This is a genomic window from Actinomycetospora flava, assembly GCF_037400335.1.
Taxonomy (GTDB): Bacteria; Actinomycetota; Actinomycetes; order Mycobacteriales; family Pseudonocardiaceae; genus Actinomycetospora; species Actinomycetospora flava.
This window is the reverse complement of sequence record NZ_JBBEGM010000003.1, coordinates 266,286-292,483: the sequence shown is the minus strand read 5'-3', so window position 1 is coordinate 292,483 and position 26,198 is coordinate 266,286. Positions and strand designations below refer to the sequence as shown.

Below are 26,198 nucleotides of genomic sequence, written 5' to 3'. Positions count from 1 at the left end.
GGCCCACGTGAGTGATCCGGGTCGCCCTGGCGACCCGAATCACTCACATGGCCGGAGGCCATCACATGGTCGGCGCGTCGGCGTTGCTCGGCGTCGTCTTCTGCGCGGTGATGTGGTCGAAGTTGCGCAGGATGTACTCACCGGTGCGCTGCGAGAGCGCGCCGATCGTGCTGGTCGGGTTGACGGCGGCGCCCGTGGTCAGGGTGCTGCCGTCGACGACGAACAGGTTCGGCACGTCCCACGTCTGGCACCACTTGTTGAGCACCGAGTCGTCGGGGGTGTTGCCCATCCGACAGGTGCCCATGAGGTGCCAGCCCGGCGGCGGGTAGAGCACGCCGGTGTCGTTGGTCTCGACGGCACCGACCGCACGCGTGGCCTCGAAGATCTTGTCGATCCCGTACTCGGCGAGCGCGATGTCGTTCGGGTGCAGGTTGTAGTCGATGTGCGCGGCCGGCAGGCCCGACGAGTCGGTCACGTGCGGGTCGAGCGTAACGCGGTTCGACTCCACCGGCAGGTCCTCGCCGAACATGAACACCATGAGGTGGTTGGCGAAGTGCCCGTCGAAGAACTCGCGGTGCTTCTCGCCCCACGGGGCCGTGTAGCCGGTGTGCGTCCCCATCGCGGCGTAGGCGGGCCCGAAACTGCGCGCGACCTGCATGCCGAAACCGTTGACGAATCCCCGGCTGACGTCGGTGTGGTAGAACTCGTGCGAATAGAGCGGCGCGCCGAACGAGCCCTTGAAGCCCTCGATCGGCTCGTCGAACCACGAGTCGCAGAACGCGAACACGTGGTGCATCAGGTACTTGCCGACGATGCCGTTCGAGTTCGCCAGGCCGTCGGGGTGGCCCTTCTGCGCGCTCTGCAGCAGGAGGCGCGGCGACCCGATCCCGTTCGCGGCCAGCACCACGATCTTGGCGCGGATCTCGTGCCGCTCGCCGGTGACGCGGTCGAGGTACGTCGCACCCGTCGCCTTGCCGCCGTCGGCGTTGATCGTCTCGACGCGGGCGTTGGTGCGCAGGTCGGCGCCGTGGCGGATGGCGTAGGGCCAGTGGGCGTTGGCCGGGGTGGACAGCGAGCCCGTCGGGCTACCCGAGAGCTCGTTGCCCATGGCCTGGTCGGCCTCGCGGTTCTCCCGCGGCACGGTGATGACCGCGTTGTCCGACGGCCACCAGTGCCAGCCCAGGTCCTTCGACGCCTTGGCGTACTTGAGGCCCAGCTTGCCGGGCAGGACCTCGGGGTCGCGGACGGCCTGCTTGCGGTCCGGGTACGACGGGTCGCCGATGCGCCCCGAGATGCCGTAGATCTCGTCGTTCTCGTCGTAGAACGGCGCGAGGTCCTCGTAGGAGATCGGCCAGTCGATCGTTCCCTCGAGGCCGTGCTCGGTGCCCTTGCGGAAGTCGACCGGCTTGTAGCGCGGCCAATGGCCGGCGTAGTGCACGGTCGAGCCGCCGACGTTGTTCATCATGTACGGCGTCGTCGTGCCGGTGACCGGATAGTCCTCGGGCAGCTGGCGCACGTTGGGGTCGTAGGCCCACCCGCGCTGCTTCTCGAGCTCCCACTCGTCGTGGTAGTGCGGATGGTCGGTCGGCTTGACCCACGGGCCCTGCTCCAGGCAGGTCACCTTGACGCCGGCCTTGGCCAGCTTCAGCGCGATGCCGGCCCCGCCGGGGCCCGCGCCGATGATCAGGACGTCGGTCTCCTCGTATGCGGCCATGGTTGCCTCACTTCGTCCAGGACAGCTGGGAGAGGTCGACGCGAACGACCTCGTCGGTCTCGAGATAGGAGCCGTTCTCCTGCGCCGCGGTCAGCAGCTCCTCGTCCCACGGCTCCGTGGTCTGCAGGTAGCCGTAGGGCAGCGGCGGGCCGTGGTAGTCGCGCCCGGCCGGGAGGTTGCGCTGGATCGCCAGCGTGACGACGGGCCGCGAGTAGTAGCCGTAGTAGACGAGCGCCCGCAGCTGCTCGAACAGCGGATCCGTGCCTTCCTGCGAGGCCTTCTCGAGCTCGCTGATGGCCGCGGTCCTGTCCGCGACGGAACCGTCGACGAACCCCTGCCCCAGCCGGTCGAGCCCCGCCTTGAACTCGTCCTCGGTGGCGAACGGGAAGTGCTTGTTCCGGTAGCCGCTCGGGGTGACGTAGCGGCCGACGAACGTCACGAGGTCCTGCTCGCTCGCCGTCGGCCAGTCGGGGTGCGGCGGGATGATCGTGTCGGCCGCCGCGTTGATCACCGCCGCCTGGGTCGCGTCGAAGCCGATCGGGTTCTGCAGGCCGCCCAGGCGCGGGCGGCCGGTCTCGAAGAACCCGCCCGCCTCCCCCGGCGTGGCCGTCGTCTCCGGAGCGCCGAACGGTGCCGGCTTCTCCCCGAGAGCGTTGTTCACGACGTTCTCCCCTCTCCGCTGAAGGTGGGTCCGTGTGGGTGACGTGAGCACTTTCCGGCCCTATAGCGCCGGAAAGTGCTCACGTGGGTCAGCGCTTGGTGTGCTCGCGCTCGTCGACGACGCGGCGGGACTTGTGCTCCGCGCGTTCGAGGGTGTTGGCGTCGACCGACTCGAAGGTCACGCGGACACCGAGGAAGGACTGCAGGCCGGAGCCGGTGCGCTGCTCGAACTCGGACCGCCGGCCCTCGGGATGGGTCGTCTCGGCGCGGACGATCATCTCGTCCATCGAGCCGGTGCGGCGCACGATGATCTGGTGCTCGCCGCCGTACCCCTCGACGCCGCGCAGGTAGTTGTCGACCTCGGTGGGGTACACGTTCTCGCCGCGGATGTGGATCATGTCGTCGATCCGCCCGTAGACCCCGTCGGGCAGCTTCGGGTACGTGCGCCCGCAGGGGTTGTCCTCGAGCACCCAGCGCGTGAGGTCGTTCGACGCGAGCCGGATCATCGGTTGCGACGTGCGCTCGAGGTGCGTGTAGACCGGCGTGCCCTCGGAGCCGAACGGCACGGTGCGGAACGTGTCCGGGTCGCAGACCTCGTGCCAGACGATGTCCTGCCAGAGCAGCATGCCGTCGGGCGTCCCCGCCGTGGCCGACGCCGACATGAACGGCGTCATCTCGGCCATGGTCCCGCAGTCGATCACCGTCGCGCCGAACGCGTCCTCGATCGCCTTGCGCACGGTCGGCACCGACGCCCCGGGCTCGCCGGAGAAGAACATGACCTTCAGCCCGAACTCGCGCGGGTCGATCTTCTCCTGCTCGGCGACCTCGGCCAGGCGCAGCGCGTACGACGGCGTCGCGTAGAACGCCGTCGGCTTGAGCCGGGCCAGCCAGTTCACAGCGCGCGAGGTCATGCCCTGCGCGCCGGCACCGAACGGGAGCACCCGGCAGCGCAGCCGCTCCGCGCCGGCCATCGCGCCCCAGGAGCCGAGGTAGAGCGAGAACAGGGCCGCGACGAAGACGGTGTCGCCGGGCCGCACGCCCATGCCCCAGAGGATGCGGGCGTGGTTGTCGGCGATGACCTCCCAGTCGCGCCGCCCGATACCGAAGGCGGTGGGCTGGCCGGTGGTGCCCGAGGTGCCGTGGATGTGGTGCACGTCGGTCGGCTCGATGCAGAGGTAGTCGCCGAACGGCGGGTGGTCGGCCTGCGCCTGGCGCATCTCGGCCTTCGTCACCACCGGGACCTGCTCGAACGCCTCCCACGACGTGATGTCCGCGGGCTTGCAGTCCACGGCGTCCCACTTGTCCTTGTAGAACGACGAGTTCGCGTACGCGTACTCCATGACCTCGCGCAGCCGCGGGAGGACCGCGGCGTTCCGCTCCTCGGGGTCCATCGTCTCGCGGTGCGGGAACCAGTACGGCGAGGACGGGTCGGGCAGGTAGCTCTGGTCGTAGCCCGCCGGGAAGTGCCACTCCTCCATCTGCGCGCTCATCTCAGGCCTTCCTCCGCTCGATCTCGGCGTCGTTCCAGGGGGTGAGGGCCTGGTAGTCGGGCACGAAGCCCAGACCCTTGTCGGCGTCGGGCGAGGGCGCGTCTCGGCTGGTGACGACGTCGACGACGGCCGGCGCGTTCTCCAGCGCGCGCCGCAGCGCGTCCTGGAGGTCGGCGGGGTCGGTGACCCGCTCGCCGTGCGCGCCCAGGCTGCGGCCCAGCGCGGCGTAGTCGGAGAACGCGAGCTCGGTGCCGACGACCAGCCCGTAGTTCTCCTGCTGGTCGTAGCGCTCGATGTTCCAGGCGGCGTTGTTCGAGACGATCACGACGACCTTCGCGCCGTGCCGTACCGCGGTGTCGATGTCCGTCGCCGAGATGCCGAACGCGCCGTCACCCGTGACGGTGACGACCGGGCGCTCCGGGTACGCGAGCGCGGCGGCGATGGCGAACGGGGTGCCGACGCCGAGGCAGCCGAAGGCGCCGGGGTCGAGGTAGCGCGCGCAGCGGGTGATGCCGAGCCGGGCGAACGAGAGCAGGTCGCCGCCGTCGGCGACCATGATCGTCTCGCCGAGGTCCACGGAGGAACCGTCCAGGGCGTCGAGCGCGGCGAAGATGCGGTTGGGGTGCATGAGGCCGTCGGCGCCCGCGGGCGCCTCGGCCATCGCCGCCTTGTACTCGGCGCTGCGCTTCTCGTGCTTGGCGCGCAGCTCGTCGCGCCAGCCGGTGTCCGGGGTGTGGTCGTCGAGCGCGGTGGTGAGGGCGGCGAGCGCGGCCGCCGGGTCGGCGAGGATCTCGACCTCGCCGCGCCGGTTGTCGATCAGCTCGCTCGCGGTGTCGGCGATCCGCACGACCGTCGCGTTCCGGAACACCGCCGGCGACCCGAACCCGAGCTGGTAGTCGAGCTGGCGCCCGACGGTGATCAGCAGGTCGCAGTCGCGCATGACGGCCGAGCGCGCCGAGCCGACGCCGGCGGGGTGGTCGGCGGGGACGAGGCCGCGCGACTCCTGGGTGTCGAGGTAGGCCGCGCCGCTGGCGTCGAGGAAGCGCACGAGGTCGCGACCGTCGGTGACGCGCGCGCCCCGGCCGCTGATGACCGCGGGCTTCTGCGCCTTGCGGACCAGGTCGGCGACCGCCGCGACGTCGTCGGGGTGCGGCTGCGGGCGCCGGCGGGGCTTGGCGCGCAGGTGCTCGTCGGTGATGAGCGCCGGCGGCACCTCCTGGCGCAGGACGTCGGTGGGGATCTCGACGTAGACCGGCCCCGGCTCGCCGCGGTCGCCCGACGCGCGGGCCCAGGCCTCGTCGAGCTCGCGCAGCACCTGGTCGTGCTGGCGCAGCGTGCGGGACAGCCGCGTGACCGGGGCGAGGATCTCGGTGTGCGGGATGTCCTGCAGCGGGCCCATGTTGGCCTGCGGGCGGGGCGGGCAGCCGCCGAAGAGCAGCAGCGGGATGCGGCTGATCGAGGCGTTGGCGATTGCGGTGACGGTGTTGGTGACGCCGGGCCCGGCGGTCACGAGCGCTACGGCGGTCTCGCCGGTGAGCTCCGCGTGGGCGTGGGCCATGTGCACGGCCGAGCCCTCGTCGCGGACGTCGACGATCTCGACGCCGAGCCGCGCGAGCTGGTCCCACACCGGCTGGATGTGGCCGCCCTGCAACCCGAACACGCGCCGGATCCCGTGGTCGCGGAAGAACCGCGCCACCAGGTCCGCGACCGGCGCTGACCCCTGGGCCATCCGTCCTCCTCGTCGTCGTCACTGCCGAGCTGAGTGGTCCGGGCGCGGATCGGTCGTGTGGAACCGGTGAGCGGGGGCACTCCCCTGCTGCCTCTGGTGATGCACACCACGTGATGCGACCCACGCTCACCGTGGCGCATTCTGAATTCAGAAGTCAAGAGCTGCGGCGGGATCCCGTTCCCCGGCCAGGCGCTACCCTCGGTGGTCGACCGTCCGAGCCGCAGGATCTCCGAGGAGGCCGCCCGTGCCGAGCCCGGAGTGCCGGCGATGACCGCGCTGCCGACGCCTCCGTCCCGCACGGAGCAGGTGTTCGACGCGATCGTCGACGACATCTGCACCGGCAAGCTGACCCCCGGCACCCCGCTGCGCCAGGAGCAGCTCGCGGACCGCTTCAACGTGTCCCGCCAACCCGTGCAGCAGGCGCTGCTGCTCCTGCGCAACCAGGGTCTGGTGCGCGAGTTCGGGCGCCGCGGCCTCGAGGTCGCGCCGCTGGACCGCGAGTTCGTCAGCCACCTCTACGACCTGCGCGAGCTCCTCGACGGCTACGCCGCCCGGCTGGCGGCCGAGCGGCGCACCGAGTCCTGGCTCGAGGAGATCTCCGGGATCGTGCGGCTGGGCGAGCAGGCGTTCTCCGAGCGCGCCTTCGCCCGCATGATCTCCGCGGACGTCGAGTTCCACCGCGGCGTCGTCGAGGCCTCGGGCAACCCGCTGCTGGTCGAGAGCACCGCGGTCATGTGGCGCAACGTCCAGCGCGTCATGGGCGAGGTCCTCCTCCAGGGCGGCTCGCCGGCCTGGGTGTGGGAGGACCACGCCGCGATCCTCGACGCGATCACCCGCGGCGACGCCGCCCACGCCGAGGAGCTCGCCCGCCGCCACGCGGCCCACGGGGAGCAGCTCATCCTCGACGCGATGGGGCCGCCGGAGGACGACGACCGGGCCGCGGGCGGCTGACGCCGGTCATCCCGCGCGGGTGATGCGGGCGCCCGGGTTGAGCGCCATCGTCGCCGGGGTCCGAGTCGCTCCGGGGGTGCGCCATGGTGACCACGGGCGCGCCGCCGGTCCCCGACGCACCGGTGCGCGGTACCGGACCCTGGCTCCGGTTCCTCGCGGGCTTCGTGGTGCTCTGGGCCGTCCTGCAGGGTGTCGCCGCCCTCGGCCCGGGCGCCCGCGGCGGCGTCGTCGTGCTCGCGGTCGTCCTGGTCGTGGGGCTCGTCGTCGAGCGGGTGCTGTCCGGGACGGGGCCGCGCCGGGCCCTGCGCGCCCTCGGGTTCGGGCGACCCGCGCCCCGCGCCGTGCTGCTCGCCGCGGCCGTGTCGGGCCTGGTCGTCCTCGTGTTCCCCCTCGCCGCCGCCCTCGGGCTGGGGCCGATCACGCTGCGGGCGGACTGGCCGTGGCTGCTCGTCGGGGCGTTCGCCCTGCACGGGCTCGCCGAGGAGCTCGTCTGGCGCGGCTACACCTTCCGGCGGCTGCGGGCGGGCCGGTCCTTCCCGCACGCGGCGGCGTGGACGATGCCGCTGGTCGCGGCGACGCACCTGCCGATCCTCGTGACGTCCGGGCTCGCGGTCGGCCTCGGGGCGATGGCCGTGGCGGCCGTGACCTCGGTGCCGTTCGCGTACCTGTTCGAGACCGGCCGGGGCACGCTGTGGGCGCCGGCGCTCGTGCACACCGCGATCGACTCCTTCAAGCTCGTCGAGCTCCCGGTGACGTCGCTGGCGGCGTTCTCGCTCCTGCTCGTCGGCGTCTCGCTGCTCGTCCCGCTGCTCGCCCTCGCCGTGCCCCGGCGCGTCCTGGGGGCCTGACGTGCTCGCCACGGTCGGCCTGCTGGCCAGCGTCGTCGCCACCGCCCTGTGGTCGGGGCTGCTGCTGATGCTCACGACGATCCTGCACCCGGTCTACCTCGGGCTGGGCGCGAGCGGGTTCGCCGACGGGATGCAGCGCTTCCTGCCGATCGCCCGGCGCTCGCCCACCAACTACGGCCTGATCGCCGCGATGGTCGTCGCCCCGGTGGTGGCCCTCGTGGGCCTGTGGGGCTCCGGCACGCCGTTCCTGCTCGCGACGCTCGGGCTCGCCGCGATCGTCGCCGGACCGCTGCTGACCTCGCGCTTCGGCGCCGAGCCGACCTACGACGTGATGCTCGCCTGGGCGCCCGACGCGCCGCCGCGCGACTGGCGCGAGGTGCGGGCGCGCTGGCAGCGCCTCAACTGGATCCGCGCGGCGGCCACGTGGCTGGCCCTGGCCCTGTTCGTCGCCGCGACCTGGCTGTACCTGACCTGACCAGCGGAGATACCTACGAAGATGCGGCTCATCGTGCGGGTCCGCCCGGCGCGGCGCCTCGTCGTCGGCCGCCTGACCGGCCTCGGCATCGCCTACCGTGCCGGTGACGGCCGCGCGGGCGCGACCGACGCCGGAGCGCCCCGACGCGGGTGGCGTAGCTCAGGCCGTCGCGTCCCGGTGGACGCCGAGCAGGTAGCGGTAGGTCGCGGCGCTGGCCGCGATCATGGCGCGCTCGTCGTCGGTGACCTCGCGGCGCACCTTGCCCGGGACGCCCGCGACCAGCGACCCCGGCGGGATCGTCACGCCTTGGGAGATCACCGCGCCGGCCGCGACCACCGACCCGCGCCCGACCGTCGCACCGTTCATCACCACCGCCCCCATACCGATCAGGCAGTCGTCCTCGACCGTGCAGCCGTGCACCACCGCGCGGTGGCCGACGGTGACGTTGTCGCCGATCGAGCAGGGGAAGCCGGGGTCGGCGTGGACGACGGTGCCGTCCTGGACGCTGGTCCCCTCCCCCACGGTCACCGACTCCATGTCGGCGCGGACCACGGCGGTGTACCAGACGCCGGTGTCGGTCCCGATCGTCACGCGGCCGGCGACGACCGCGCCCGGCGCGACCCACGCGCCCTCGGCAACCGTCGGCGTGTGACCCAGGACGGTGATCAGCGACAACTCCGGGCACCTCTCAGCCGGCGACGGGACGTGTGGCGCGCAGGCGCGCGCACCGGCGCTCGGCGCCGGCGTCGGTGAGCACCGCGACCTGGTCGACGACCACCCGCAGCCGGGCGGCGTCGTCGGCGGCAGCCTCCCACGCGGGCACGAACGCCGGGTCGAGGGCCTGCGGGGCGGCCGCGACCAGGCGCTCGACCAGCTCGGTGACCAGGTGGCGCTGCTGCTCCTGCACCGCGAGCCGGGCCGGGTCGCTCATCACCCAGCGCAACGCCGCGGCCTTGAGCACCGCCACCTCGGCCCCGACGCCCGCGGGGATCACGAGGTCGGCGTCGTGCCCGGCGGGGACGACGGCGTCGCCGAGCGCGTCCCGGGTGGCGTCGACGGTGCTCGAGACGAACCGCCCCACCAGCTCGCTGGTCAGGCGCTTGAGCGCGGCGGTGGCGGCGAGCGAGCCGTCGTGCGCGCCGTGCGCTGCGGCCGCGCGCACCGCCGGCAGCTCGGCGAGCACCCCTGCGGCGTGCTCGAGCTCGCGGCGCGGCGCGGCGGAGAAGGCGTCGGCGGCGAGGTCGGCGAGTGCGGCGCGCTCGGTGGGACGTCCCAGCCAGGCCAGCACGATCCGCCCGGCGAGGATGCCGTCCTCGAGGTCGTGCACGGAGTAGGCGACGTCGTCGGCCCAGTCCATGATCTGCGCCTCGACGCAGCGCCTGTCCGGGGGCGCGCCCTCGCGCACCCAGCCGAACACGGCGAGGTCGTCGGGGTAGACGCCGAACTTGCGCAGACCCTCCCGGCGCGGCCAGGGGTACTTGAGGCAGGCGTCGAGCACGCCGCGGGTGAGGTTGAGGCCGCGGCACGCGTCGTCGTCGAGCACCTTGGGCTCGAGCCGCGTGAGGATGCGCAGCGTCTGGGCGTTGCCCTCGAAGCCCCCGCAGTCGCCGGCGAGCGCGTGCAGCGCCCGCTCGCCGTTGTGGCCGAACGGGGGGTGGCCGATGTCGTGGGCGAGCCCGGCGGTGTCGACGACGTCGGGGTCCGCGCCGAGGTCCTCGGCCATGCCGCGGCCGATCTGGGCGACCTCGAGCGAGTGGGTCAGCCGGGTGCGTGGCACGCCGGTGACCGCGGCGTCCTCGTCGGGGCCGACGACCTGCGTCTTGCCGGCGAGGCGGCGCAGCGCCGCGGAGTGCAGCACGCGGCCGCGGTCGCGGGCGAACGGCGAGCGCAGGTCGCGGCCCGGCTTCGGGGCCTCGGCGAACAGCCGCGCGGCGCGGTGCCCCGGCGTGCTCATCCCAGGCCGGGGTCGGAGAAGTCGGACGACCCGTGGGTGAGGTGGTAGTAGATCAGCGCGCCGGTCTCGCGGACGATGTAGCGGAGCTGGGTCTCGCGGGTCTGCACCACCGGGCCGCGCTTGGTCGGCGAGGTCGTCGCGTCGAGTCCCACGTCGTCGGCCATCGTGCGGGAGCGCAGCGAGTGCCACGGGTCGCTGACCAGCACCGCCGAGGTCCACCCGCGCTGCTCGGCGACGGCGGCGACCGCCTCGAAGCTCTCGTAGGTGTCGCGGCCCTCGTCGACCGGCAGCAGCGCCTGCCCCGGCACCCCGTTCTCCACGAGCCACTGCTCGCCGGCCTGCGCCTCGGTGAACGCGTCGCCGTCCGCGGCCCCGCCGACGGTGATGATGCGCGGGGCGACGCCCTCCTCGTAGAGCTCGAGGGCGTGCTGCAGGCGCGCGCGGAACACCGGCGACGGGCGGCCGTCGTACTGGGCGGCGCCGAGTACGACGATCATGTCGACCGGCTGGCGCTCGTCCACCCGGCCCAGCTGCCACACCCGGATCGCGGTGCCGCCGACCAGCAGGAGCGCCACCACCACCGCGCCCACCACCACCCGCGGCGCCCAGGCGGCGGCGGTGCGGGCGGTGGTCGGGGACGTCGGGCTCGTGCCGCGGTTCATGCGCCGATCGGTCCCGCGGCGCGACCGAGCGCCGACGGATCGCGCCCGCTGCGGACCGCGAGGACCTCGCCGACGATCGAGACGGCGGTCTCCGCGGGGGTGCGGGCGCCGAGGTCGAGCCCGACCGGGCCGTGGATGCGCGCGAGCTGGTCCTCGGTGACGCCGGCGGCGAGCAGGCGCTCCCGGCGGGCGGCCTGGGTACGCCGCGAGCCCAGCGCGCCGAGGAAGCCGCGACCCGCCAGGCCGGTGCGCAGGACGGCGTCGAAGGCGGGGTCGTGGTCGAGCAGCACGAGGACGTCGGCGTCGGTGAACGCGGCGACGGCGGCGTCGGCCTCGGCGACGGTGTCGGCACGCTGCGCGGCCCACCCCAGGACGCCGGCCTGCGCGGCGAGCGCCTCGGCGATCGCCCCGCCGCCGACGACGGTGACCGTCGGCACGGGCACCCAGAGGTCCACGAGCACGTCGACGCCCTCGAGCGTGGTGCGATCGGTGGCCGTGGCGCCCCGGCGCAGCAGGCCGCGGGCGTGGGCGAGCGCGGCGTCGTCGAGCGCCGGCTCGCCGAGGGTGCTCGCGACGTCCTCGAGCTCGCCGCCGGTGGCCGCCAGCGACGCCGACCCGTCGGCGCGCGAGACCAGCGCGGCGGGGGCGCCGGCGGAGAACGCGCCGGCGAGCGCGCGGGCCGGCGCGGCGTCGAGGGGATGGCCGAGCAGCGTCGCCCCGCCCGCGCAGGCGAGCCCGGCGGCGACCGCGGCGTCCTCGGCGACGTGCGCGTCGATCGTGGCCGGGCGCTCACGCGCGTCCCGGGCCAGCACCGCCGCCCGGTCGTCCAGCGCGCCCCGCAGCAGCACCCCGCCGAGCGCCCCGTCGGCGCCGGCGACCAGCAGCTGGCCGGGTTCGACGGTGCCGAACCCGTGCCGGTCGAGCACGCGGACCACCGCCCGCGCCTCGTCCCCCCGCGCCAGGACCGCCGCCACGTCCGCCAGGTCGCTCACGTGCTCCAGCGTAGGCGAGCGCGCCTCAGCAGCCGATCAGGCGGGCGGCGAGGTAGGACTCGAGCTGGTCGAGGGCCACGCGCTCCTGGGTCATGGCGTCGCGGTGCCGGACGGTGGCCGCCTGGTCGTTCAGCGAGTCGAAGTCGACCGTGACGCAGAACGGGGTGCCGATCTCGTCCTGGCGGCGGTAGCGGCGGCCGATGGCGCCGGCGTCGTCGAACTCGACGTTCCAGTGCTTGCGCAGGGTGGCCGCGAGGTCGCGGGCGACCGGCGAGAGGTCGGCGTTGCGCGAGAGCGGCAGCACCGCCGCCTTCACCGGCGCGAGGCGCGGGTCGAGGCGCAGCACCGTGCGCTTGTCGACGCCGCCCTTGGCGTTCGGGGCCTCGTCCTCGGTGTAGGCCTCGAGCAGGAACGCCATCATCGGGCGGCCGACACCCGCGGCGGGCTCGATGACGTAGGGCCGGTAGCGCGAGTCGGTGGCCTGGTCGTAGTAGCTCAGGTCGACGCCGCTGTGGTTGGTGTGCGTCGTGAGGTCGAAGTCGGTGCGGTTGGCGATGCCCTCGAGCTCGCCCCACTCCTGGCCGGCGTTGAACTGGAACTTGTACTCCACGTCCACCGTGCGCTTGGAGTAGTGGGAGAGCTTCTCCTTGGGGTGCTCGTAGTGCCGCAGGTTGTCCGCGGCGATGCCGAGGTCGGTGTACCAGCGGGTGCGCTCGTCGATCCAGTACTGGTGCCACTGCTCGTCGGAGCCCGGCTCGACGAAGAACTCCATCTCCATCTGCTCGAACTCGCGCGTGCGGAAGATGAAGTTGCCCGGCGTGATCTCGTTGCGGAAGCTCTTGCCGATCTGGCCGATGCCGAACGGCGGCTTCTTGCGGGCCGCGGACATGACGTTGGCGAAGTTGACGAAGATGCCCTGCGCGGTCTCGGGCCGCAGGTAGTGCAGGCCCTCCTCGGACTCGACCGGGCCCAGGTAGGTCTTGAGCATCATGTTGAACTCGCGCGGCGCGGTGTACTCGCCGCGCACGCCGCAGTTCGGGCACGGCACGGTCGACAGGTCGTAGCCGACCTTGCCCTCGGCGTCGACGGTCTCCAGGGACGGGCCGCCGGTGCGCTCGGAGAAGTCCTCGGCGAGCTGGTCGGCGCGGAAGCGGCGGTGGCAGTTGGTGCACTCGACCAGCGGGTCGGTGAACACGTCGACGTGGCCCGAGGCGACCCACACCTGGCGCGGGAGGATCACGCTCGAGTCGAGGCCGACGACGTCCTCGCGGCCCGTGACCATCGACTTCCACCACTGGCGCTTGATGTTGTCCTTCAGCTCCACGCCGAGCGGGCCGTAGTCCCAGGCCGAGCGCGTGCCTCCGTAGATCTCACCGGACGGGAAGACGAAGCCGCGGCGCTTGCACAGGTTGACCACGGTCTCGATACGGGCGCTGCCGGTGGGGGTGGGCACGGTGGTACTCCGGAACTCGCAGGGAACGCTGGTCGTGCGGGTGCACCCAGCGTAGCGAGCGGGCCCTCGGCGCCAGAGCACCGGAGCACCGGTCAGCGGTCGGTGAGCAGGCTCGGGTGCTCGGTGACGCCGTCGGGGTCCGCGACGAGCGCCCGCTCGTGGGCGGCGGGCTCGTCGGTGCGGGCCTCGGAGAGCAGCGGGACCACGTGCTCGCGCACGTCGAAGGGCTGCAGCGCCTTGCGGTAGGCGGTGACGGAGCGGAAGCGGGCCACCAGCACCCAGCTCTCGGGCTCCTCGATCGCCCGTCCCAGGTCGACGCCCTCGCAGCCGGGCTGCGCCGCGAGCAGGGCGACCGCCCGGCGCGCGCGCTCGAGGAACGCGGCCGTCTGCGCGGCGGCCGGCGCGAATCGGCAGACCAGCAGCATCCCGGGCGTCCTCCCCCTCGCGTCGACAACGGATACCATTATCGGGAGTTGCCGCGCCGGGGCGCAGACCCGGGCGGCGGAGTGTCGACGGCCGGGAGGCAGCCGTGAGCGGTCGCGGACCGGGACGGGCCCGCACCCCCTTCACGGGGCGGCGCGGACGGGCGGTGCCCGGCGACGGCCCCCTGGCGCGCGTGCCCGCGGTTGCCGTGTTCGCCGTGGTCGTCGTGGTGTTCGCCGCGGGCGTCATCGTCGGCGGCGCGATCGGGGCGGTCCTGCTCGGCCTGCTCGCGCTCGGGGTGGCCGGGCTGCTCGCCGCGACCTGGCCGCGCCTGACCCCGCTCGAGCGCGCGGTGCGCGTCCTCGTGCTCGCCGTGCTCGTGGCCCTCGCCGTCGGGCTGGTGCTGCGGTGAGCGCGCCCCGGACCGGGACCGCGGCTCCCGGGCACCTTCACGTGGACGTCCCCGCCGACCTGCCGGCCCCCGGACCCGAGACGCCGGGGTCGACGTCGCTCGTCGCGGCGGGCGACCTGCTGCGGGCCCTGGCGGCGCCGGTGCGGATCGCGATCGTCCTGCAGCTGCGCAGCTCGCCGCGCTGCGTCCACGAGCTGGTCGACGCCCTCGCGGTGACCCAGCCGCTGATCAGCCAGCACCTGCGCGTGCTCAAGGCCGCCGGTGTGGTGCGCGGCGACCGCCGGGGTCGCGAGGTCGTCTACCGGCTGGTGGACGATCACCTCGCGCACATCGTCGTCGACGCGGTCGCGCACGTGGAGGAGGAGTCGTGACGGCGTCCGGCTCGCGCACGCCCTCGGTGCCCGGACTGCGCGCGACCAAGCAGCGCGCCGCGATCGCCGAGCTGCTCGACGAGCTGAGCGACTTCCGGTCCGCGCAGGAGATCCACGAGGAGCTGCGCCGGCGCGGCGAGGGCATCGGGCTCACCACGGTCTACCGGACGCTGCAGGCCCTCGCGGACGCGAACGAGATCGACGTGCTGCGCACGGGCACCGGCGAGGCGTCGTACCGCCGGTGCTCCGAGCACCACCATCACCACCTGGTCTGCCGGGTCTGCGGCAAGACCGTCGAGGTCGAGGGCCCCGCCGTCGAGCACTGGGCCGACCGCGTCGCCGCCCAGCACGGCTTCGCCGAGATCTCCCACACGGTGGAGATCCTCGGCGTCTGCGCCGGCTGCCGCGCCGCGGGCTGAGCGCGCGCATACCTGGAGCAGCGAGGGCGTCTCTCGCTGCCTGCCACGCAGCCAGGGCGTCCCTCGCTCCCCACGGGGGCACCCCGAGAGACGCCGAGAGCCGGGCCCCGCGGAGGGACCCGGCTCTCGGTCATCGCTGCGGTGCTACTCCCGGTCCGCCGACGGGCGTCCGGCCGTCTCCGCGCCGGCGCCCGGTCCGGTGTCGACGACCTCGGTGCCGGCCGGGTCGTCGTCCTTGGGCACCGAGCGAGCCCGGGCCCGTGCCGCGGCCTGGGCCCGCGCCTCCTCCGGATCGGCCGGTACGACCGGCGTCTCGCCCGTCGAGAACGGGTCCTGCACGCCGTAGACCTCGGCGTACGTCGGGCCCGTGGCCTCGCCGGAGCGCTGCCGGTTGCTCGTCGCCGGGAAGGCCTGGACGTGCAGGTAGAAGTCCTCGCCGTGCTTGTCCGTGCCGTGGTCGATCGCCTGTTCCATGACCTCGAGGCCCTTGCGCTCCCGCAGGATCACGGGGTCGTGGTTGAGGTCGCGCATGAACGCGACGCACAGGAACACCATGATCACGACGAACGGGGCCGCGACCAGGATGGTCAGGCTCTGCAGGCCGGACAGGGCGTCCTCGCCGCCGACCAGCAGCATGATGATCGCCACGGCGCCCATCACGGAGCCCCAGAAGATCACGACCCAGCGGGACGGCTCGTCGGTGCCACGCTGCGAGAGCGTGCCGGTGACGATCGACGCGGCGTCGGCGCCGGAGACGAAGAAGATCGCCACCAGCACCATGACCAGCAGGCCGGTGAACGTGGCCCACGGGTAGGCCTGGAGCACCGCGAACAGCTGGGTCTCGGTGTCGGCCGCCGCGGGGTCGAGGCCCGCCTGCTGCTGGGTGATCGCCGTGCCACCGAAGATCGAGAACCAGACCAGGCTCACGAGGCTCGGCACGAGGATGACGCCACCGACGAACTGGCGGATCGTGCGGCCGCGGCTGATCTTCGCCAGGAACATGCCGACGAAGGGCGTCCAGGAGATCCACCACGCCCAGTAGAAGAACGTCCAGGAGCTCAGCCACTCGAGCATGGCCTCGCCACCGGTGGCCTCGGTGCGCCCGACCATCTCGGCCCAGTCGCCGATGTACGCGCCGACCGCGGTCGGCAGCAGGTCGAGGATGATCACCGTCGGGCCGACGACGAACACGAACAGCGCCAGGATGCCGGCGAGCACCATGTTGATGTTCGACAGCCACTGGATGCCCTTGGCGACGCCGGACACCGCCGACAGCACGAACGCCGCGGTGAGCACGACGATCAGCGGCACGAGCACCTCGTTGCCGGCGCCGGGCAGGAAGCCCGTGGCGTCGAGGCCGCCGCCGATCTGCAGCGCGCCGAGCCCCAGCGAGGCCGCGGAGCCGAAGATCGTCGCGAAGATCGCGATGATGTCGATGACCCGGCCGACCGCGCCGTTGGCGGCCTTCTCGCCGATCAGCGGGATGAACGCCGAGCTGATCAGCTGGCGACGGCCCTTGCGGAACGTCGAGTACGCGATGGCGAGACCGACCACGGCGTAGATCGCCCACGGGTGCAGGGTCCAGTGGAAGAGCGAGGTGGCCATCGCCGTGTTCAGCGCGCCGACCTGGTCGCCCGGCATGACCGACCCGGGCGGCGGCTCGGTGAAGAACGACAGCGGCTCGGCGACGCCGTAGAACATCAGCCCGATGCCCATACCGGCGCTGAACATCATGGCGATCCAGGAGACCGTCCGGAACTCGGGCTGCTCGTCGTCGCGGCCCAGACGGATGCGCCCGAAGCGGCTGAACGCGAGCCACAGCGCGAAGACCACGAAGCCGGTGGCGGCGAGGATGAAGCCCCAGCCGCCGCCGCGGATGACGCCGCTGAGCATCGCGCTCGAGACGTTGCTGAGGCTCTCGGTGCCGATGACGCCCCAGGCCACGAAGATGACGGCGAGGGCGGCGCCGATGCCGAAGACGACCCAGTCGGTGCCGTGCTTCCGGTCCGCGGCGCTCGTGGCGGGGACGTCCGGCTCACCCCCGGGTGACCCGGCCGGTTGTCCCGGCGGTGATGAGAGATCTTGTGTCATGGCGAGTCGCGCCTCCCATGCCTCGAGAGACGCCCCTCCTCTCCGGATCATCGGCGGACGGCGAGCATACGTCTGGTTGGCGCGGGTTCCTCCCGCTTTCGGCCGTTAGCTGTCGGTACGGCGTGTTCGGGTCAGTATTCGTACACCGGTTCGGGTGTGGCAACCGGCGACCACGAAGTCACCGCCAGTGTCGGCACGTGGCCGTCGGCCGCACCGCCGGTCCCGGCGACGACACGCCCTCGCACCGCCACCCAGCGATCGCCCCCGTCACCGCCCGGACCCGTCTCCCGCATCTGCCCCGCAGGGTCGGCGAGGTGGATCCGCACGGTCGAGGCGTCGGCCGCGCAACATGTGATCACGAGCCGGGCGAGGTCCACCGGAGCGGCCCCCGCGGGCGGGTGCCGGGCGGGCACGAGGAAGCCGACGACGGTGACGTCGCGGCTGGTCAGCGGCCCGAACGGGTCAGCCGCGGTGCGCGAGACGACGTCGAGCAGCCCGAGTACCGGCGCCTCGCCGGCGGGCACCGGGTCGTCGGCGACCGCGGCCACCGGGGCGGCGCGCGCCCCGACCCCGCCGACGGCCGCCGACCCCAGCGCCGGCGGCACGACGAGCAGCAGCGCGAGCACCGGCAGCACGAGCATCCACGCCGAGGGGCCGGCGCGGTCGTCGTGCCCGTGATCATGACCATCGGCGGCGGTCCGCCCCCGCAGATCGCGCACGATCGCCACCACCGCGACGGCGATCAGCACGAACCCGGCCGCGAGCACCGGGACCGCCGACCAGGGCCGCACGTAGCGCAGGTAGGAGCCGTCGAGAACGATCTTGACGAGCACCCCGCCGACGAGGACGAGCAGCACGTGCTGGGTGTCCCTGCTCATGGCGAGCCCATCCCGCGCCGCCTCATCCCGCGCCGCCTCATCCCGCGCCGCCTCATCCCGCGCCGCCGAACACGAGCAGCCCGGCCGCGACGGCGCTCGTCACCGCCACCACGAACGTCAGCGGGGCGAAGCGTGCCGCGAACGCGCGCCCGAACGCCCCGGCCTGCAGGGCGATCAGCTTGACGTCGACCGCGGGCCCCACGACCAGGAACACCAGGCGCGGCAGCAGCGGCAACGTCGACAGCGACGCCGCGACGAAGGCGTCGGCCTCGCTGCACAGCGCGAGCAGGACCGCGAGCAGCGCCATCACCGCGCAGGCGAGCACCAGGTGCCCCGCCAGCCCGTCGAGCCACGACGCGGGCACGACGACCGTCATGACCGCGGCCGCCAGACCGCCGACGACGAGGAAGCCGCCGGCGTCGACGACGTCGTGGCGCGCGGTCTCGGCGAACACCGCCCACCGCGGCGTGCCGGCGTCCGGCGGCGGCCGGCGCACCCGCGCCGCGATCCACTCCGCGCGCCCGCAGCGGGTCCACAGCCAGCCCACGCCGACCGCGGTGGCCGCCGACCCGAGGAGGCGGGCGCCGACCATCTCGGGGTGGTCGGGGAAGGCGACGGCCGTGGCCACGAGCACCACGGGGTTGATCGCCGGCGCGGCCAGCAGGAAGGCGAGCGCCGCGGCCTCCGGCACGCCCTGCCCGACCAGCCGCCGCGCGACCGGCACCGACGCGCACTCGCAGCCGGGCAGCACCAGCCCCGCCGCGCCGGCGACGGGCACCGCGAGCGCGGGCCGTGCGGGCAGCACCCGGCGCAGCGCCGCGGGCGAGACCCACGCCGCGATGGCCCCGGACAGCAGCGTGCCGAGCACGAGGAAGGGCAGGGCCTGCACGCACACCGCCACGAACACGGTGGCCGCCGTGCGGACGAGGCCGACGTCGAACAGGCGCGTCAACGGGCCCTGCAGTGCCGTCGCGGCCAGCAGCGCCCCGCACAGCACGACCAGCGAGGCCGACCCCCGTGGGGCGCGCGTCGTCGTCGGTCGCGGGGAGCTCACGGGCCGTGATGCTCCCAGCCGTCGCGATCAGCGCCGAGGACCCGACCGGAACCCTGGGGACGCGAACGGGCGATGGGGACGGCGGATGGGGGAACGGCCCGCTCAGTCCGTCCCGACCAGGTCCGTCCGGACCTGGGCCGCCGTCGACACGACGAGCATGAGCAGCGTGCCCAGCGGCCCGACCGCGAGGCCCTCGGCGGGGAACGCGTAGCGCAGGGTCACGTCCCACCCCTGCTCGGTGGCGACCGCGCCGAGCGTGCCGAACAGCCCCTGACCGGCGCGTTCGGCGACCCGCCGGGGGGTGTCGGTGTCCTCGAGGTCCCAGGCGACGACGCAGGTCAGGCTCAGCACGGCGAGCCCCTCGACCAGCTCGACACCCTGGATCGCGCACGGCACGCCGGCGTGGCGGAAGGACAGCGCGCCGTCGTCGTCCACGTGCACGTCGACGAACTGCTCCATCGCCTCCCGGGCGATGATCAGCAGGCCCGCGGTGGTGGCGGCCTCACGGCTCACGAGGTGCCGGTCCCTTCCGAGCGGTCCATCGCGCCGCCGTAGCGACGGTCGCGCCGGGCGTAGATCTCGCACGCCTCCCAGAGGTGGCGGCGGTCGAAGTCGGGGAAGAGTGTGTCGAGGAAGACCATCTCGGCGTACGCCGACTGCCAGAGCAGGAAGTTCGACGTCCGCTGCTCCCCCGAGCTGCGCAGGAAGAGGTCGACGTCGGGCATGTCGGGCTCGTCGAGGTGGCGCGCGAGGGCCTTCTCGTCGATGCGCTCGGGGTCGATCTCACCGCGCGCGGCGCGCCGCGCGAGCTCCTTCGCCGCCCCGACGATCTCCGCGCGCCCGCCGTAGTTGACGCACATGGTGAGGGTGACGACGTCGTTGTCCTTCGTCATCTCCTCGGCGGTCTCGAGCTCCTTGATGACGCTGCGCCAGAGCCGCGGCCGCTGCCCGGACCAGCGCACGCGCACGCCCATCGCGTGCATCTCGTCGCGCCGGCGGCGGATGACGTCGCGGTTGAACCCGAGCAGGAAGCGCACCTCGTCGGGGCTGCGCCGCCAGTTCTCGGTGGAGAAGGCGTACGCCGAGATCCACTTGACGCCGATGTCGATGCAGCCCCGCACGACGTCGAGCAGCTGGCCCTCGCCCTGGCGGTGGCCCTCGATCCGCGGCAGGCCCCGCTGGTTGGCCCAGCGCCCGTTGCCGTCCATCACCAGCGCGACGTGGTTCGGCACCAGCTCGCGGGGGATGTCGGGCGGGGTCGCGCCGCTGGGGTGCGGCGTCGGCGCCATCACCGTGGGGTCGTCGCGTCCGCGCAGGGGGCCGGACGAGCGGCCGCGGGCGGGGCGCAGACGGGGGCTCACAGGGGGACTCCTGGTTCCGACCGAAGGGCACCTTCGGTCGACTCTTCGGGGCGGAGGTGCCCGTCGGTCGGCTCGTCGGCGATCTCCACGTCCAGCGGTGTGCCCGTGAGGTCGACGCGCGGGACGCCGCCGCGGCGGTCGACCAGCGGCAGCGAGCGCAGGGTGCGCTCGAGGTGCCACTGCAGGTGGGCGGCGACGAGGCCCGCGGTGTCGCGGCGGGCGGCGGCGTCGGTGCCCTCGGCGGTGCCCCAGTCGCCGCTGCGCAGGGCCTCGAGCAGGCGCCAGGTCTCCTCGGACGGGACGACCGACCCCGAGGGCCGGCAGGGCTCGCACACGGCGCCGCCGGCCGGCACCGAGAAGCGGCGGTGGTACGGCGCGCCCTCGGTGCCGCAGCGCGCGCACTCGGTGATCGCCGGCGCCCAGCCCGCGATGACCATGGCGCGCAGCAGGAAGGCGTCGAGCACGAGGTAGGGGTCGCGCGTGCCGCCCGCGAGCCCGCGCAGGGCGCCCACGAGCAGCAGGAACAGCTCGCGCGCCGGCTCGCCCTCCTCGGAGGTCAGCCGGTCGGCGGTCTCGAGCAGCGCGCAGCCCGCGGTGTAGCGCGGGTAGTCGCCGGTGAGCCCGCCGCCGAAGGCGTCGAGGGTCTGGACCTGCGTGACGATGTCGAGGCTGCGCCCGGTGTGCAGCTGCAGGTCCACGTGGCCGAACGGCTCCAGCCGCGCCCCGAACCGCGAGCTCGTGCGCCGCACGCCCTTGGCCACCGCGCGGACCTTGCCGTGCCGGTGGGTCAGGATCGTGACGATCCGGTCGGCCTCCCCGAGCTTCTGCAGCCGCAGCACCACCCCGGTGTCGCGATAGAAGCCCACGTCCTCATGGTCGCACCCCTAGGGCGCCGGGGGGTGCACCACGGGCCGCAGATCGGGGTAGTTCGTGATCTCCCAGCCGCCGTCGACGACCAGGCTCGTCCCGTTGACGTACGTGGCGTCCTCGCCGGCGAGGAACAGGGCCGGCCCGGCGATCTCGTCGGGGTCGCCCGCCCGGGCGGCGACGATCCGGGTGACGAAGTCCTTCTCGAGCGGCCCGCCGTCCATGAACCCGGCCGTCAGCGGCGTGCGGATCAGGCCCGGCAGGATCGCGTTGACGCGGATGCCCCGGTCGCCCAGCTCGAGCGCGGCGTTCTTGGTGAACATCTCGACGCCCGCCTTCGCCGCCGCGTACGAGCTCGCGCCGTAGAGCGGGACGTGGGCGTTGAGCGAGGAGACGTTGACGATCGCGCCGCCCGGCTCCATGACCCGCGCCTCGTGGCGGGTGCTGAGGTAGACCCCGCGCAGCACCAGGTCGACGGTCCAGGCCCAGTCGTCCTCGTCGCCGTCGACGACGGTGCCGAAGCGGGCCGAACCGGCGACGTTGAACGCGGCGTCGAGGCGCCCGAACCGCTCCACCGTGCGGGCCACGGCGCGCTGCACCTGCGCGGAGTCGGTGACGTCGGCGACCACCGTCTCCGCGCCCTGCTGGCGTCCGAGGCCGACCTCGTCGATGTCGACGAGCACCACCGACGCGCCCTCCGCGACCAACCGCGCCCCGATCGCGGCGCCGATGCCCGAGGCGCCGCCGGTCACCAGGGCGACCTTGTCCTGGTATCGCTTCATGGCCCGAACGTAGGACGATCAGGCCATGAGCGGAATCGTTGCGCAGGTCGTCGACGCCCTGGCCCACCCCGCCTCCGAGCCGCCCGAGGGCCTGTTCGCGCCGGGTGCGATCACGTGGCACTCGTTCGACGAGGTCGAGGCGCCGACGGTGCCGGACACGTTCGCGACGTTGCGGGCGATCCGGGAGAAGGTCCCCCGACTTCACCATGACCGACGTGCGCGCGGGCGACGGCTTCGCGCAGTACGTGATCGTCGGGACGCTGCCGGACGGGTCCGCGCTGCGGGCGCCGGCGGCGCTGGCCGTGCACGTCGAGGGCGGGATGGTCACGCGGATCGAGGAGTACGTCGACACCGCGCAACTGGCGGGACTGTTCGCGCTCCTCGGCTGACGACCTCTCGGCGGGTCGCTCAGCGAGGATGTGGCGATCCTGGCCCTATCGGCGTGCTGAATTGAATCGCCAGCAGGACGCCGCATCGCTGGTACGGGCTCAGAAGCCGAGGCGGCGGAGCTGGCGGGGGTCGCGCTGCCAGTCCTTGGCGACCTTGACGAACAGGTCGAGGTGGACCTTCTCGCCGAGCAGGGCCTCGATCTGGCGGCGGGCCTCGGTGCCGACGTGCTTGAGCCGCGAGCCGCCCTTGCCGATCACGATCGACTTCTGGCTGTCGCGCTCCACGAAGATCTCCGCGCGCACGGTGAGGACCTTGCCCGGCGTCATCTCCTCGACGACGACGGCCAGCGAGTGCGGGAGCTCGTCGCGCACGCCCTCCAGGGCGGCCTCGCGCACGAACTCGGCGATCAGCGTCGTCTCGGGCTCGTCGGAGAGCTCGCCGTCGGGGTAGAGCGCCGGGCCGGGGGGCATGCGGGCCAGCAGGAGGTCGGCGAGCAGCGAGACCTGGTGCCCGGACGACGCGGACACCGGGACGATCTCCGCGAAGTCCGCGAGCTCTTGGAGAGCCAGGAGCCGCTCCGCGATCACCTCGGGGCGCACGAGGTCGGTCTTGGTCAGGATGCCGATCAGCGGGGTCTTCGCCGTCACCTTCGCCAGCTCGGCGGCGATGAACCGGTCGCCCGGCCCGATCTGCTGGTCGGCGGGCACGCAGAAGCCGATCACGTCGACCTCGGCCCACGTCGTGTGCACGACGTCGTTGAGCCGCTCGCCCAGCAGCGTGCGCGGGCGGTGCAGGCCGGGGGTGTCGACGAGGACGAGCTGGCCGTCGTCGCGGTGGACGACGCCGCGGATCGCGTGCCGGGTGGTCTGGGGCCGCGACGACGTGATCGCGACCTTCTGCCCGACCAGCGCGTTGGTCAGCGTCGACTTGCCCACGTTGGGCCGCCCGACGAAGCACGCGAAGCCGGAGCGGAACTCGGGATCAGGAGCGGTCACGCCGCCTTCCCCTCCAGCCGCGCCACGATCTCCCGCCCGATCGGCAGCGCCGCCGTGGCCGCGGGCGAGGGCGCGTTGAGCACGTGCAGCACGCTCGGGCCGTCCTCCGGGGAGCCGTCCTGGACGAACAGGAAGTCGTCGACCAGCGAGCCGTCGGGCCGGATCGCCTGCGCCCGCACCCCGGCGCGGCGGGCGACGTCGTGCGGGGTGCGCAGGTCGTCGGCGGTGACCCCGGGCAGCATCCGGGCCACCGCCGCGGCCATCGCCGACCGCGAGAGCGAGCGGTGCATCTCCCCCAGCCCGTAGCGCCACTGGCGCCCGGCGAGCGTGAGGAACCCGGGGTCGGTGAGCGTGCCGGCGAGCTCGCGCACCCGCAGCGTCCGCCAGTCGTAGCCCTCGCGCGCGAGCGCCAGCACGGCGTTCGGCCCCACGTGCACCGACCCGTCGACGCCGCGCGTGGCGTGCACGCCGAGGAACGGGAAGGCGGGGTCGGGCACCGGGTAGACCAGCCCGCGCACGCTCTCGCCGATCGGCCCGACCAGGTCGGAGTACTCGCCGCGGAACGGCACGATGCGCACGCCGGGGTCGAAGCCCGACGCGCGCGCGATCTCGTCGGAGCGCAGCCCGGCGCACACCACGACCTGGCCGGCGAGCAGGTCGCCGCGGTCGGTGCGCACGACCACGTCGCCGCGCCGGCGCGCCACCGAGCGCACCGCGCGCCCCGTGTGCAGCACGGCGCCGCGCCCGACGGCGAGGTCGGCGAGGCGCCGGGTGATCGCGCCGTAGTCGCAGATCCCGGTCGAGGGCACCCACAGCCCGGCGATCGCGGCGACGGCGGGCTCGCGCTCGCGGACGCCGGCCTCGTCGAGCTCGTGCACCTCGACGCCGTTGGCCCGCCCGCGCCGGACCAGCTCGGCCATGCGGGGCAGCTCGTCGGCGTCGGTGGCGGCGACGACCTTGCCGCACTCCTCGAACGGCAGGTCGTGCTCCGCGCAGAACTCCTTGGTCTCCGCGCAGCCCGCGACGGCCAGGCGGGCCTTCAGCGAGCCGGGCGCGTAGTACAGCCCGGAGTGGATGACGTTGGAGTTGCGGCCGGTCTGGTGGGTGCCGGCGGTGTGCTCGCGCTCGACGAGGGCGACCGAGGTGTGCCCCGCGGCGAGCAGCTCGTGCAGCACGGCGAACCCGACGATCCCCCCGCCGACGACCACCACGTCGTGGTGCGGGGTGGGGGCCACCGGAGCTGAACGGGCACGGGCGGTGTCAGCCACGGTCGTCCTTCCGCTCGCGGGCGCCGGTCTGGGCGAGGTCCCCGGCCCGGTCGTCCCGCGCATCGTCGCCGGTCGGCGCCGCGGGTTCCTCGGCGGGGGCGGCGTCACCCGGCTCGCCGTCGTCGGGCTGGCGCCACACCAGCAGGCTGCGGATCCGCATGCGGCCGCGGGCGTCCTCGCCGCCCTCGGCGCGCAGCCGCAGCCCGGAGATCTCGGCCTCGGCGCCGGGCAGCGGCACGCGGCCGAGGCGCTGGGCCAGCAGGCCGCCGACGGTGTCGACGTCCTCGACGTCGAACTCGACGCCGGTGGCCTCCTCGAGGTCCTCGACGGGCAGGCGCGCGGCGACCCGCCAGGTCGTCTCGTCGAGGTGCTCGAGCGGGCGGTGCTCGGCGGCGTCGTACTCGTCGGTGATCTCGCCGACGATCTCCTCGAGCAGGTCCTCGATGGTCACCAGGCCCGCGATGCCGCCGTACTCGTCGACCACCAGCGCCATGTGGTTGCGCTCGCGCTGCATGTCGCGCAGCAGGGCGTCGGCGCGCTTGGAGTCGGGCACGAACTGCGCCGGGCGCATCAGCTCGCCGACCGCGCCCGACCGGTCCGGCGGCGCCGTCTCGTCGACCGAGCGCCGGACCAGGTCCTTCAGGTAGAGGACGCCGACGGTGTCGTCGACGTTCTCGCCGATCACCGGGATCCGCGAGTAGCCGCTGCGCAGCGCCAGGGCGAGCGCCTGGCGCACCGTCTTCTCGCGCTCGATCCACACCATCTCGGTGCGCGGGACCATGACCTCGAGGACGCGGGTGTCCCCGAGGTCGAACACCGACTGGATCATCGCCCGCTCGTCGTCGTCGACGAGCCCGCCGCGCTCGGCCATGTCGACCAGCTCGCGCAGCTCGACCTCCGAGGAGAACGGCCCCTCGCGGAAGCCGACGCCGGGCGTGATCGCGTTGCCGACGACGATCAGCAGCGAGGCCAGGGGGCCGAGCAGCCGCACCAGCAGCCGCACCAGGGGGGCGACCGCGAGCGCCAGACCGTACGAGTGCTGGCGCCCCAGGGTGCGCGGCCCGACCCCGATGAGCACGTAGGACACGAGCACCACGACGAGCCCGGCCACCAGCAGCGCCAGCCCGTCCGGCCCGATGAGCTGCAGGGCGACGAAGGCGCCGAGGACGTAGGCGGCCGCCTCGCACGCGAGCCGGAGCAGCACGAGCAGGTTGAGGTGGCGCGGGCGGTCGGCGACGACGGCCGCGAGCGACTTCGCGCCGGTGGTCCCCTCGCGCACCAGCCCGTCGACGCGCGCCCGCGACACCGACGAGATCGCCGCGTCGGCGGCCGCGAACACCCCGGCGAGCGGGACCAGGAGGATGACGGCGACGAGCTGGCCGACCAGCCCGGAGGTCACTGGTCGTTCTCGCCGAGCCCGACGGTCCCGAGCAGGCGGTCGTCGGCGGCGCGCTCGCGGGCGCTGCGCGCGGCGGCGGCGCGCTGGGCACGCCAGTCGGCGAGCAGCTCGGCCTGCAGGCCGAACATCTGGCGCTCCTCGTCCGGCTCGGCGTGGTCGTAGCCGAGCAGGTGCAGCACGCCGTGGACGGTCAGCAGGTGCAGCTCGTCGGCGAGCCCGTGCCCGGCGGCGGCCGCCTGGTCGGCCGCGAACGCGGGGCACAGCACGATGTCGCCGAGCAGCGCGGGGCCCGACGACGGCGCGTCGGGCCGGCGCGCCGAGTCGTACTCGTCCATCGGGAACGACATGACGTCGGTGGGCCCGGGCTCGTCGAGCCAGCGCTCGTGCAGCTCGGCCATGGGCTCCAGCTCGACGAGCATGATCGACAGCTCGGCGAGGGGGCTGACGCCCATGCGGTCGAGGGCGTAGCGCGCGACCTCGACGATCGGGCCCTCGGCCACCTCGACGCCGGACTCGTTGGCGATCTCGATGCTCATGGGGCTCTCGTCATCCTCGGGCTG

28 protein-coding genes are annotated in these 26,198 nt (G+C 73.8%); 7 read left to right on the top strand and 21 right to left on the bottom strand.

Annotation, left to right across the window (positions count from 1 at the left end; all coding sequences use genetic code 11):
• Window positions 1-61 precede the first annotated feature (61 nt).
• The 4 genes from WCD58_RS10950 to WCD58_RS10935 all read right to left on the bottom strand — a co-directional run bounded on the left by WCD58_RS10950 (window position 62) and on the right by WCD58_RS10935 (window position 5,593).
• On the bottom strand, window positions 62-1,714 hold the full coding sequence (locus WCD58_RS10950; RefSeq protein WP_337702584.1) for a GMC family oxidoreductase: 1,653 nt from the start codon (window positions 1,712-1,714) through the stop codon (window positions 62-64).
• A gap of 7 nt (window positions 1,715-1,721) precedes the next feature.
• Entirely contained in the window at window positions 1,722-2,375 is a 654-nt protein-coding gene (locus WCD58_RS10945; protein WP_337702583.1) for a gluconate 2-dehydrogenase subunit 3 family protein, read from the bottom strand.
• A gap of 88 nt (window positions 2,376-2,463) precedes the next feature.
• Entirely contained in the window at window positions 2,464-3,864 is a 1,401-nt protein-coding gene (locus tag WCD58_RS10940) for a phenylacetate--CoA ligase family protein (RefSeq protein WP_337702580.1), read from the bottom strand.
• Window position 3,865: 1 nt separating this feature from the next.
• Window positions 3,866-5,593 (bottom strand): 2-hydroxyacyl-CoA lyase, encoded by a 1,728-nt coding sequence (locus WCD58_RS10935; protein WP_337702579.1) that lies wholly within the window; start codon window positions 5,591-5,593, stop codon window positions 3,866-3,868.
• A gap of 267 nt (window positions 5,594-5,860) precedes the next feature.
• Between WCD58_RS10935 and WCD58_RS10930 the strand changes: the two genes are divergently transcribed.
• From WCD58_RS10930 to WCD58_RS10920, 3 genes are all read left to right on the top strand, one after another.
• Window positions 5,861-6,544, top strand: coding sequence for a GntR family transcriptional regulator (locus WCD58_RS10930; RefSeq protein ID WP_337702577.1), 684 nt, complete (start codon window positions 5,861-5,863; stop codon window positions 6,542-6,544).
• 83 nt (window positions 6,545-6,627) lie between these two features.
• Window positions 6,628-7,392: a CPBP family glutamic-type intramembrane protease gene (locus tag WCD58_RS10925; RefSeq protein ID WP_337702575.1), complete on the top strand. Its 765-nt coding sequence runs from the start codon at window positions 6,628-6,630 to the stop codon at window positions 7,390-7,392.
• Between the two features lies 1 nt (window position 7,393).
• Window positions 7,394-7,867 (top strand): hypothetical protein, encoded by a 474-nt coding sequence (locus WCD58_RS10920; RefSeq protein WP_337702573.1) that lies wholly within the window; start codon window positions 7,394-7,396, stop codon window positions 7,865-7,867.
• A gap of 159 nt (window positions 7,868-8,026) precedes the next feature.
• On the opposite strand, the gene WCD58_RS10915 is transcribed toward WCD58_RS10920, so the two are convergent.
• The 6 genes from WCD58_RS10915 to WCD58_RS10890 all read right to left on the bottom strand — a co-directional run bounded on the left by WCD58_RS10915 (window position 8,027) and on the right by WCD58_RS10890 (window position 13,353).
• On the bottom strand, window positions 8,027-8,542 hold the full coding sequence (locus WCD58_RS10915; RefSeq protein ID WP_337702571.1) for a gamma carbonic anhydrase family protein: 516 nt from the start codon (window positions 8,540-8,542) through the stop codon (window positions 8,027-8,029).
• Window positions 8,543-8,555: 13 nt separating this feature from the next.
• Window positions 8,556-9,821 (bottom strand): deoxyguanosinetriphosphate triphosphohydrolase, encoded by a 1,266-nt coding sequence (locus WCD58_RS10910; protein WP_337702570.1) that lies wholly within the window; start codon window positions 9,819-9,821, stop codon window positions 8,556-8,558.
• On the bottom strand, window positions 9,818-10,483 hold the full coding sequence (locus WCD58_RS10905) for a YdcF family protein (protein ID WP_337702568.1): 666 nt from the start codon (window positions 10,481-10,483) through the stop codon (window positions 9,818-9,820). Before WCD58_RS10905 ends, WCD58_RS10910 begins: the two co-directional genes overlap by 4 nt.
• A complete protein-coding gene (locus WCD58_RS10900; RefSeq protein WP_337702566.1) occupies window positions 10,480-11,475 on the bottom strand; it encodes an XdhC family protein in 996 nt (331 codons plus the stop codon). Before WCD58_RS10900 ends, WCD58_RS10905 begins: the two co-directional genes overlap by 4 nt.
• A gap of 25 nt (window positions 11,476-11,500) precedes the next feature.
• Window positions 11,501-12,928 carry a glycine--tRNA ligase gene (locus tag WCD58_RS10895; protein ID WP_337702564.1) on the bottom strand — a complete coding sequence of 476 codons (1,428 nt, stop codon included), beginning with the start codon at window positions 12,926-12,928 and terminating at the stop codon, window positions 11,501-11,503.
• Window positions 12,929-13,020: 92 nt separating this feature from the next.
• The gene (locus WCD58_RS10890) at window positions 13,021-13,353 is read right to left on the bottom strand and encodes an antibiotic biosynthesis monooxygenase (protein WP_337702562.1); all 333 of its coding nucleotides are present in this window, start codon (window positions 13,351-13,353) and stop codon (window positions 13,021-13,023) included.
• A gap of 104 nt (window positions 13,354-13,457) precedes the next feature.
• On the opposite strand from WCD58_RS10890, the gene WCD58_RS10885 reads away from it, so the two are divergent.
• The 3 genes from WCD58_RS10885 to WCD58_RS10875 are packed head-to-tail and all read left to right on the top strand — an operon-like array spanning window position 13,458 to window position 14,553.
• Entirely contained in the window at window positions 13,458-13,763 is a 306-nt protein-coding gene (locus WCD58_RS10885; protein ID WP_337702560.1) for a DUF6703 family protein, read from the top strand.
• A 41-nt stretch (window positions 13,764-13,804) separates the two neighbouring features.
• Window positions 13,805-14,134 (top strand): ArsR/SmtB family transcription factor, encoded by a 330-nt coding sequence (locus WCD58_RS10880; protein WP_373696207.1) that lies wholly within the window; start codon window positions 13,805-13,807, stop codon window positions 14,132-14,134.
• The gene (locus WCD58_RS10875; protein WP_337702558.1) at window positions 14,131-14,553 is read left to right on the top strand and encodes a Fur family transcriptional regulator; all 423 of its coding nucleotides are present in this window, start codon (window positions 14,131-14,133) and stop codon (window positions 14,551-14,553) included. Before WCD58_RS10880 ends, WCD58_RS10875 begins: the two co-directional genes overlap by 4 nt.
• Before the next feature lie 144 nt (window positions 14,554-14,697).
• Here the strand turns inward: WCD58_RS10875 and WCD58_RS10870 are convergent, their stop codons facing one another.
• The 7 genes from WCD58_RS10870 to WCD58_RS10840 form a co-directional block, all read right to left on the bottom strand.
• Entirely contained in the window at window positions 14,698-16,644 is a 1,947-nt protein-coding gene (locus tag WCD58_RS10870) for a BCCT family transporter (protein WP_337702555.1), read from the bottom strand.
• Between the two features lie 131 nt (window positions 16,645-16,775).
• Window positions 16,776-17,522 carry a TIGR03943 family putative permease subunit gene (locus tag WCD58_RS10865; RefSeq protein ID WP_337702553.1) on the bottom strand — a complete coding sequence of 249 codons (747 nt, stop codon included), beginning with the start codon at window positions 17,520-17,522 and terminating at the stop codon, window positions 16,776-16,778.
• A gap of 52 nt (window positions 17,523-17,574) precedes the next feature.
• Complete coding sequence (locus WCD58_RS10860; RefSeq protein WP_337702551.1) at window positions 17,575-18,576, bottom strand: permease; 1,002 nt, start codon at window positions 18,574-18,576, stop codon at window positions 17,575-17,577.
• Between the two features lie 102 nt (window positions 18,577-18,678).
• Window positions 18,679-19,089, bottom strand: a complete 411-nt coding sequence (locus tag WCD58_RS10855; protein WP_337702549.1) for a hypothetical protein — start codon at window positions 19,087-19,089, stop codon at window positions 18,679-18,681.
• Complete coding sequence (locus WCD58_RS10850; protein WP_337702892.1) at window positions 19,086-19,865, bottom strand: isoprenyl transferase; 780 nt, start codon at window positions 19,863-19,865, stop codon at window positions 19,086-19,088. The genes WCD58_RS10855 and WCD58_RS10850 overlap by 4 nt, the downstream gene beginning before the upstream one ends.
• A gap of 68 nt (window positions 19,866-19,933) precedes the next feature.
• On the bottom strand, window positions 19,934-20,803 hold the full coding sequence (gene recO / locus WCD58_RS10845) for a DNA repair protein RecO (protein WP_337702546.1): 870 nt from the start codon (window positions 20,801-20,803) through the stop codon (window positions 19,934-19,936).
• Between the two features lie 18 nt (window positions 20,804-20,821).
• Entirely contained in the window at window positions 20,822-21,586 is a 765-nt protein-coding gene (locus tag WCD58_RS10840) for an SDR family NAD(P)-dependent oxidoreductase (RefSeq protein ID WP_337702544.1), read from the bottom strand.
• A 206-nt stretch (window positions 21,587-21,792) separates the two neighbouring features.
• Between WCD58_RS10840 and WCD58_RS10835 the strand changes: the two genes are divergently transcribed.
• The gene (locus tag WCD58_RS10835) at window positions 21,793-21,975 is read left to right on the top strand and encodes a nuclear transport factor 2-like protein (protein WP_337702542.1); all 183 of its coding nucleotides are present in this window, start codon (window positions 21,793-21,795) and stop codon (window positions 21,973-21,975) included.
• Window positions 21,976-22,074: 99 nt separating this feature from the next.
• On the opposite strand, the gene era is transcribed toward WCD58_RS10835, so the two are convergent.
• The 4 genes from era to ybeY are packed head-to-tail and all read right to left on the bottom strand — an operon-like array spanning window position 22,075 to window position 26,174.
• Complete coding sequence (gene era / locus WCD58_RS10830; protein ID WP_337702540.1) at window positions 22,075-22,971, bottom strand: GTPase Era; 897 nt, start codon at window positions 22,969-22,971, stop codon at window positions 22,075-22,077.
• Window positions 22,968-24,239: an L-2-hydroxyglutarate dehydrogenase gene (gene lhgD, locus WCD58_RS10825; protein ID WP_337702538.1), complete on the bottom strand. Its 1,272-nt coding sequence runs from the start codon at window positions 24,237-24,239 to the stop codon at window positions 22,968-22,970. The genes era and lhgD overlap by 4 nt, the downstream gene beginning before the upstream one ends.
• Window positions 24,232-25,638 (bottom strand): hemolysin family protein, encoded by a 1,407-nt coding sequence (locus tag WCD58_RS10820; protein ID WP_337702536.1) that lies wholly within the window; start codon window positions 25,636-25,638, stop codon window positions 24,232-24,234. The genes lhgD and WCD58_RS10820 overlap by 8 nt, the downstream gene beginning before the upstream one ends.
• Complete coding sequence (gene ybeY, locus WCD58_RS10815; RefSeq protein ID WP_337702534.1) at window positions 25,635-26,174, bottom strand: rRNA maturation RNase YbeY; 540 nt, start codon at window positions 26,172-26,174, stop codon at window positions 25,635-25,637. Before ybeY ends, WCD58_RS10820 begins: the two co-directional genes overlap by 4 nt.
• Window positions 26,175-26,198 lie beyond the last annotated feature (24 nt).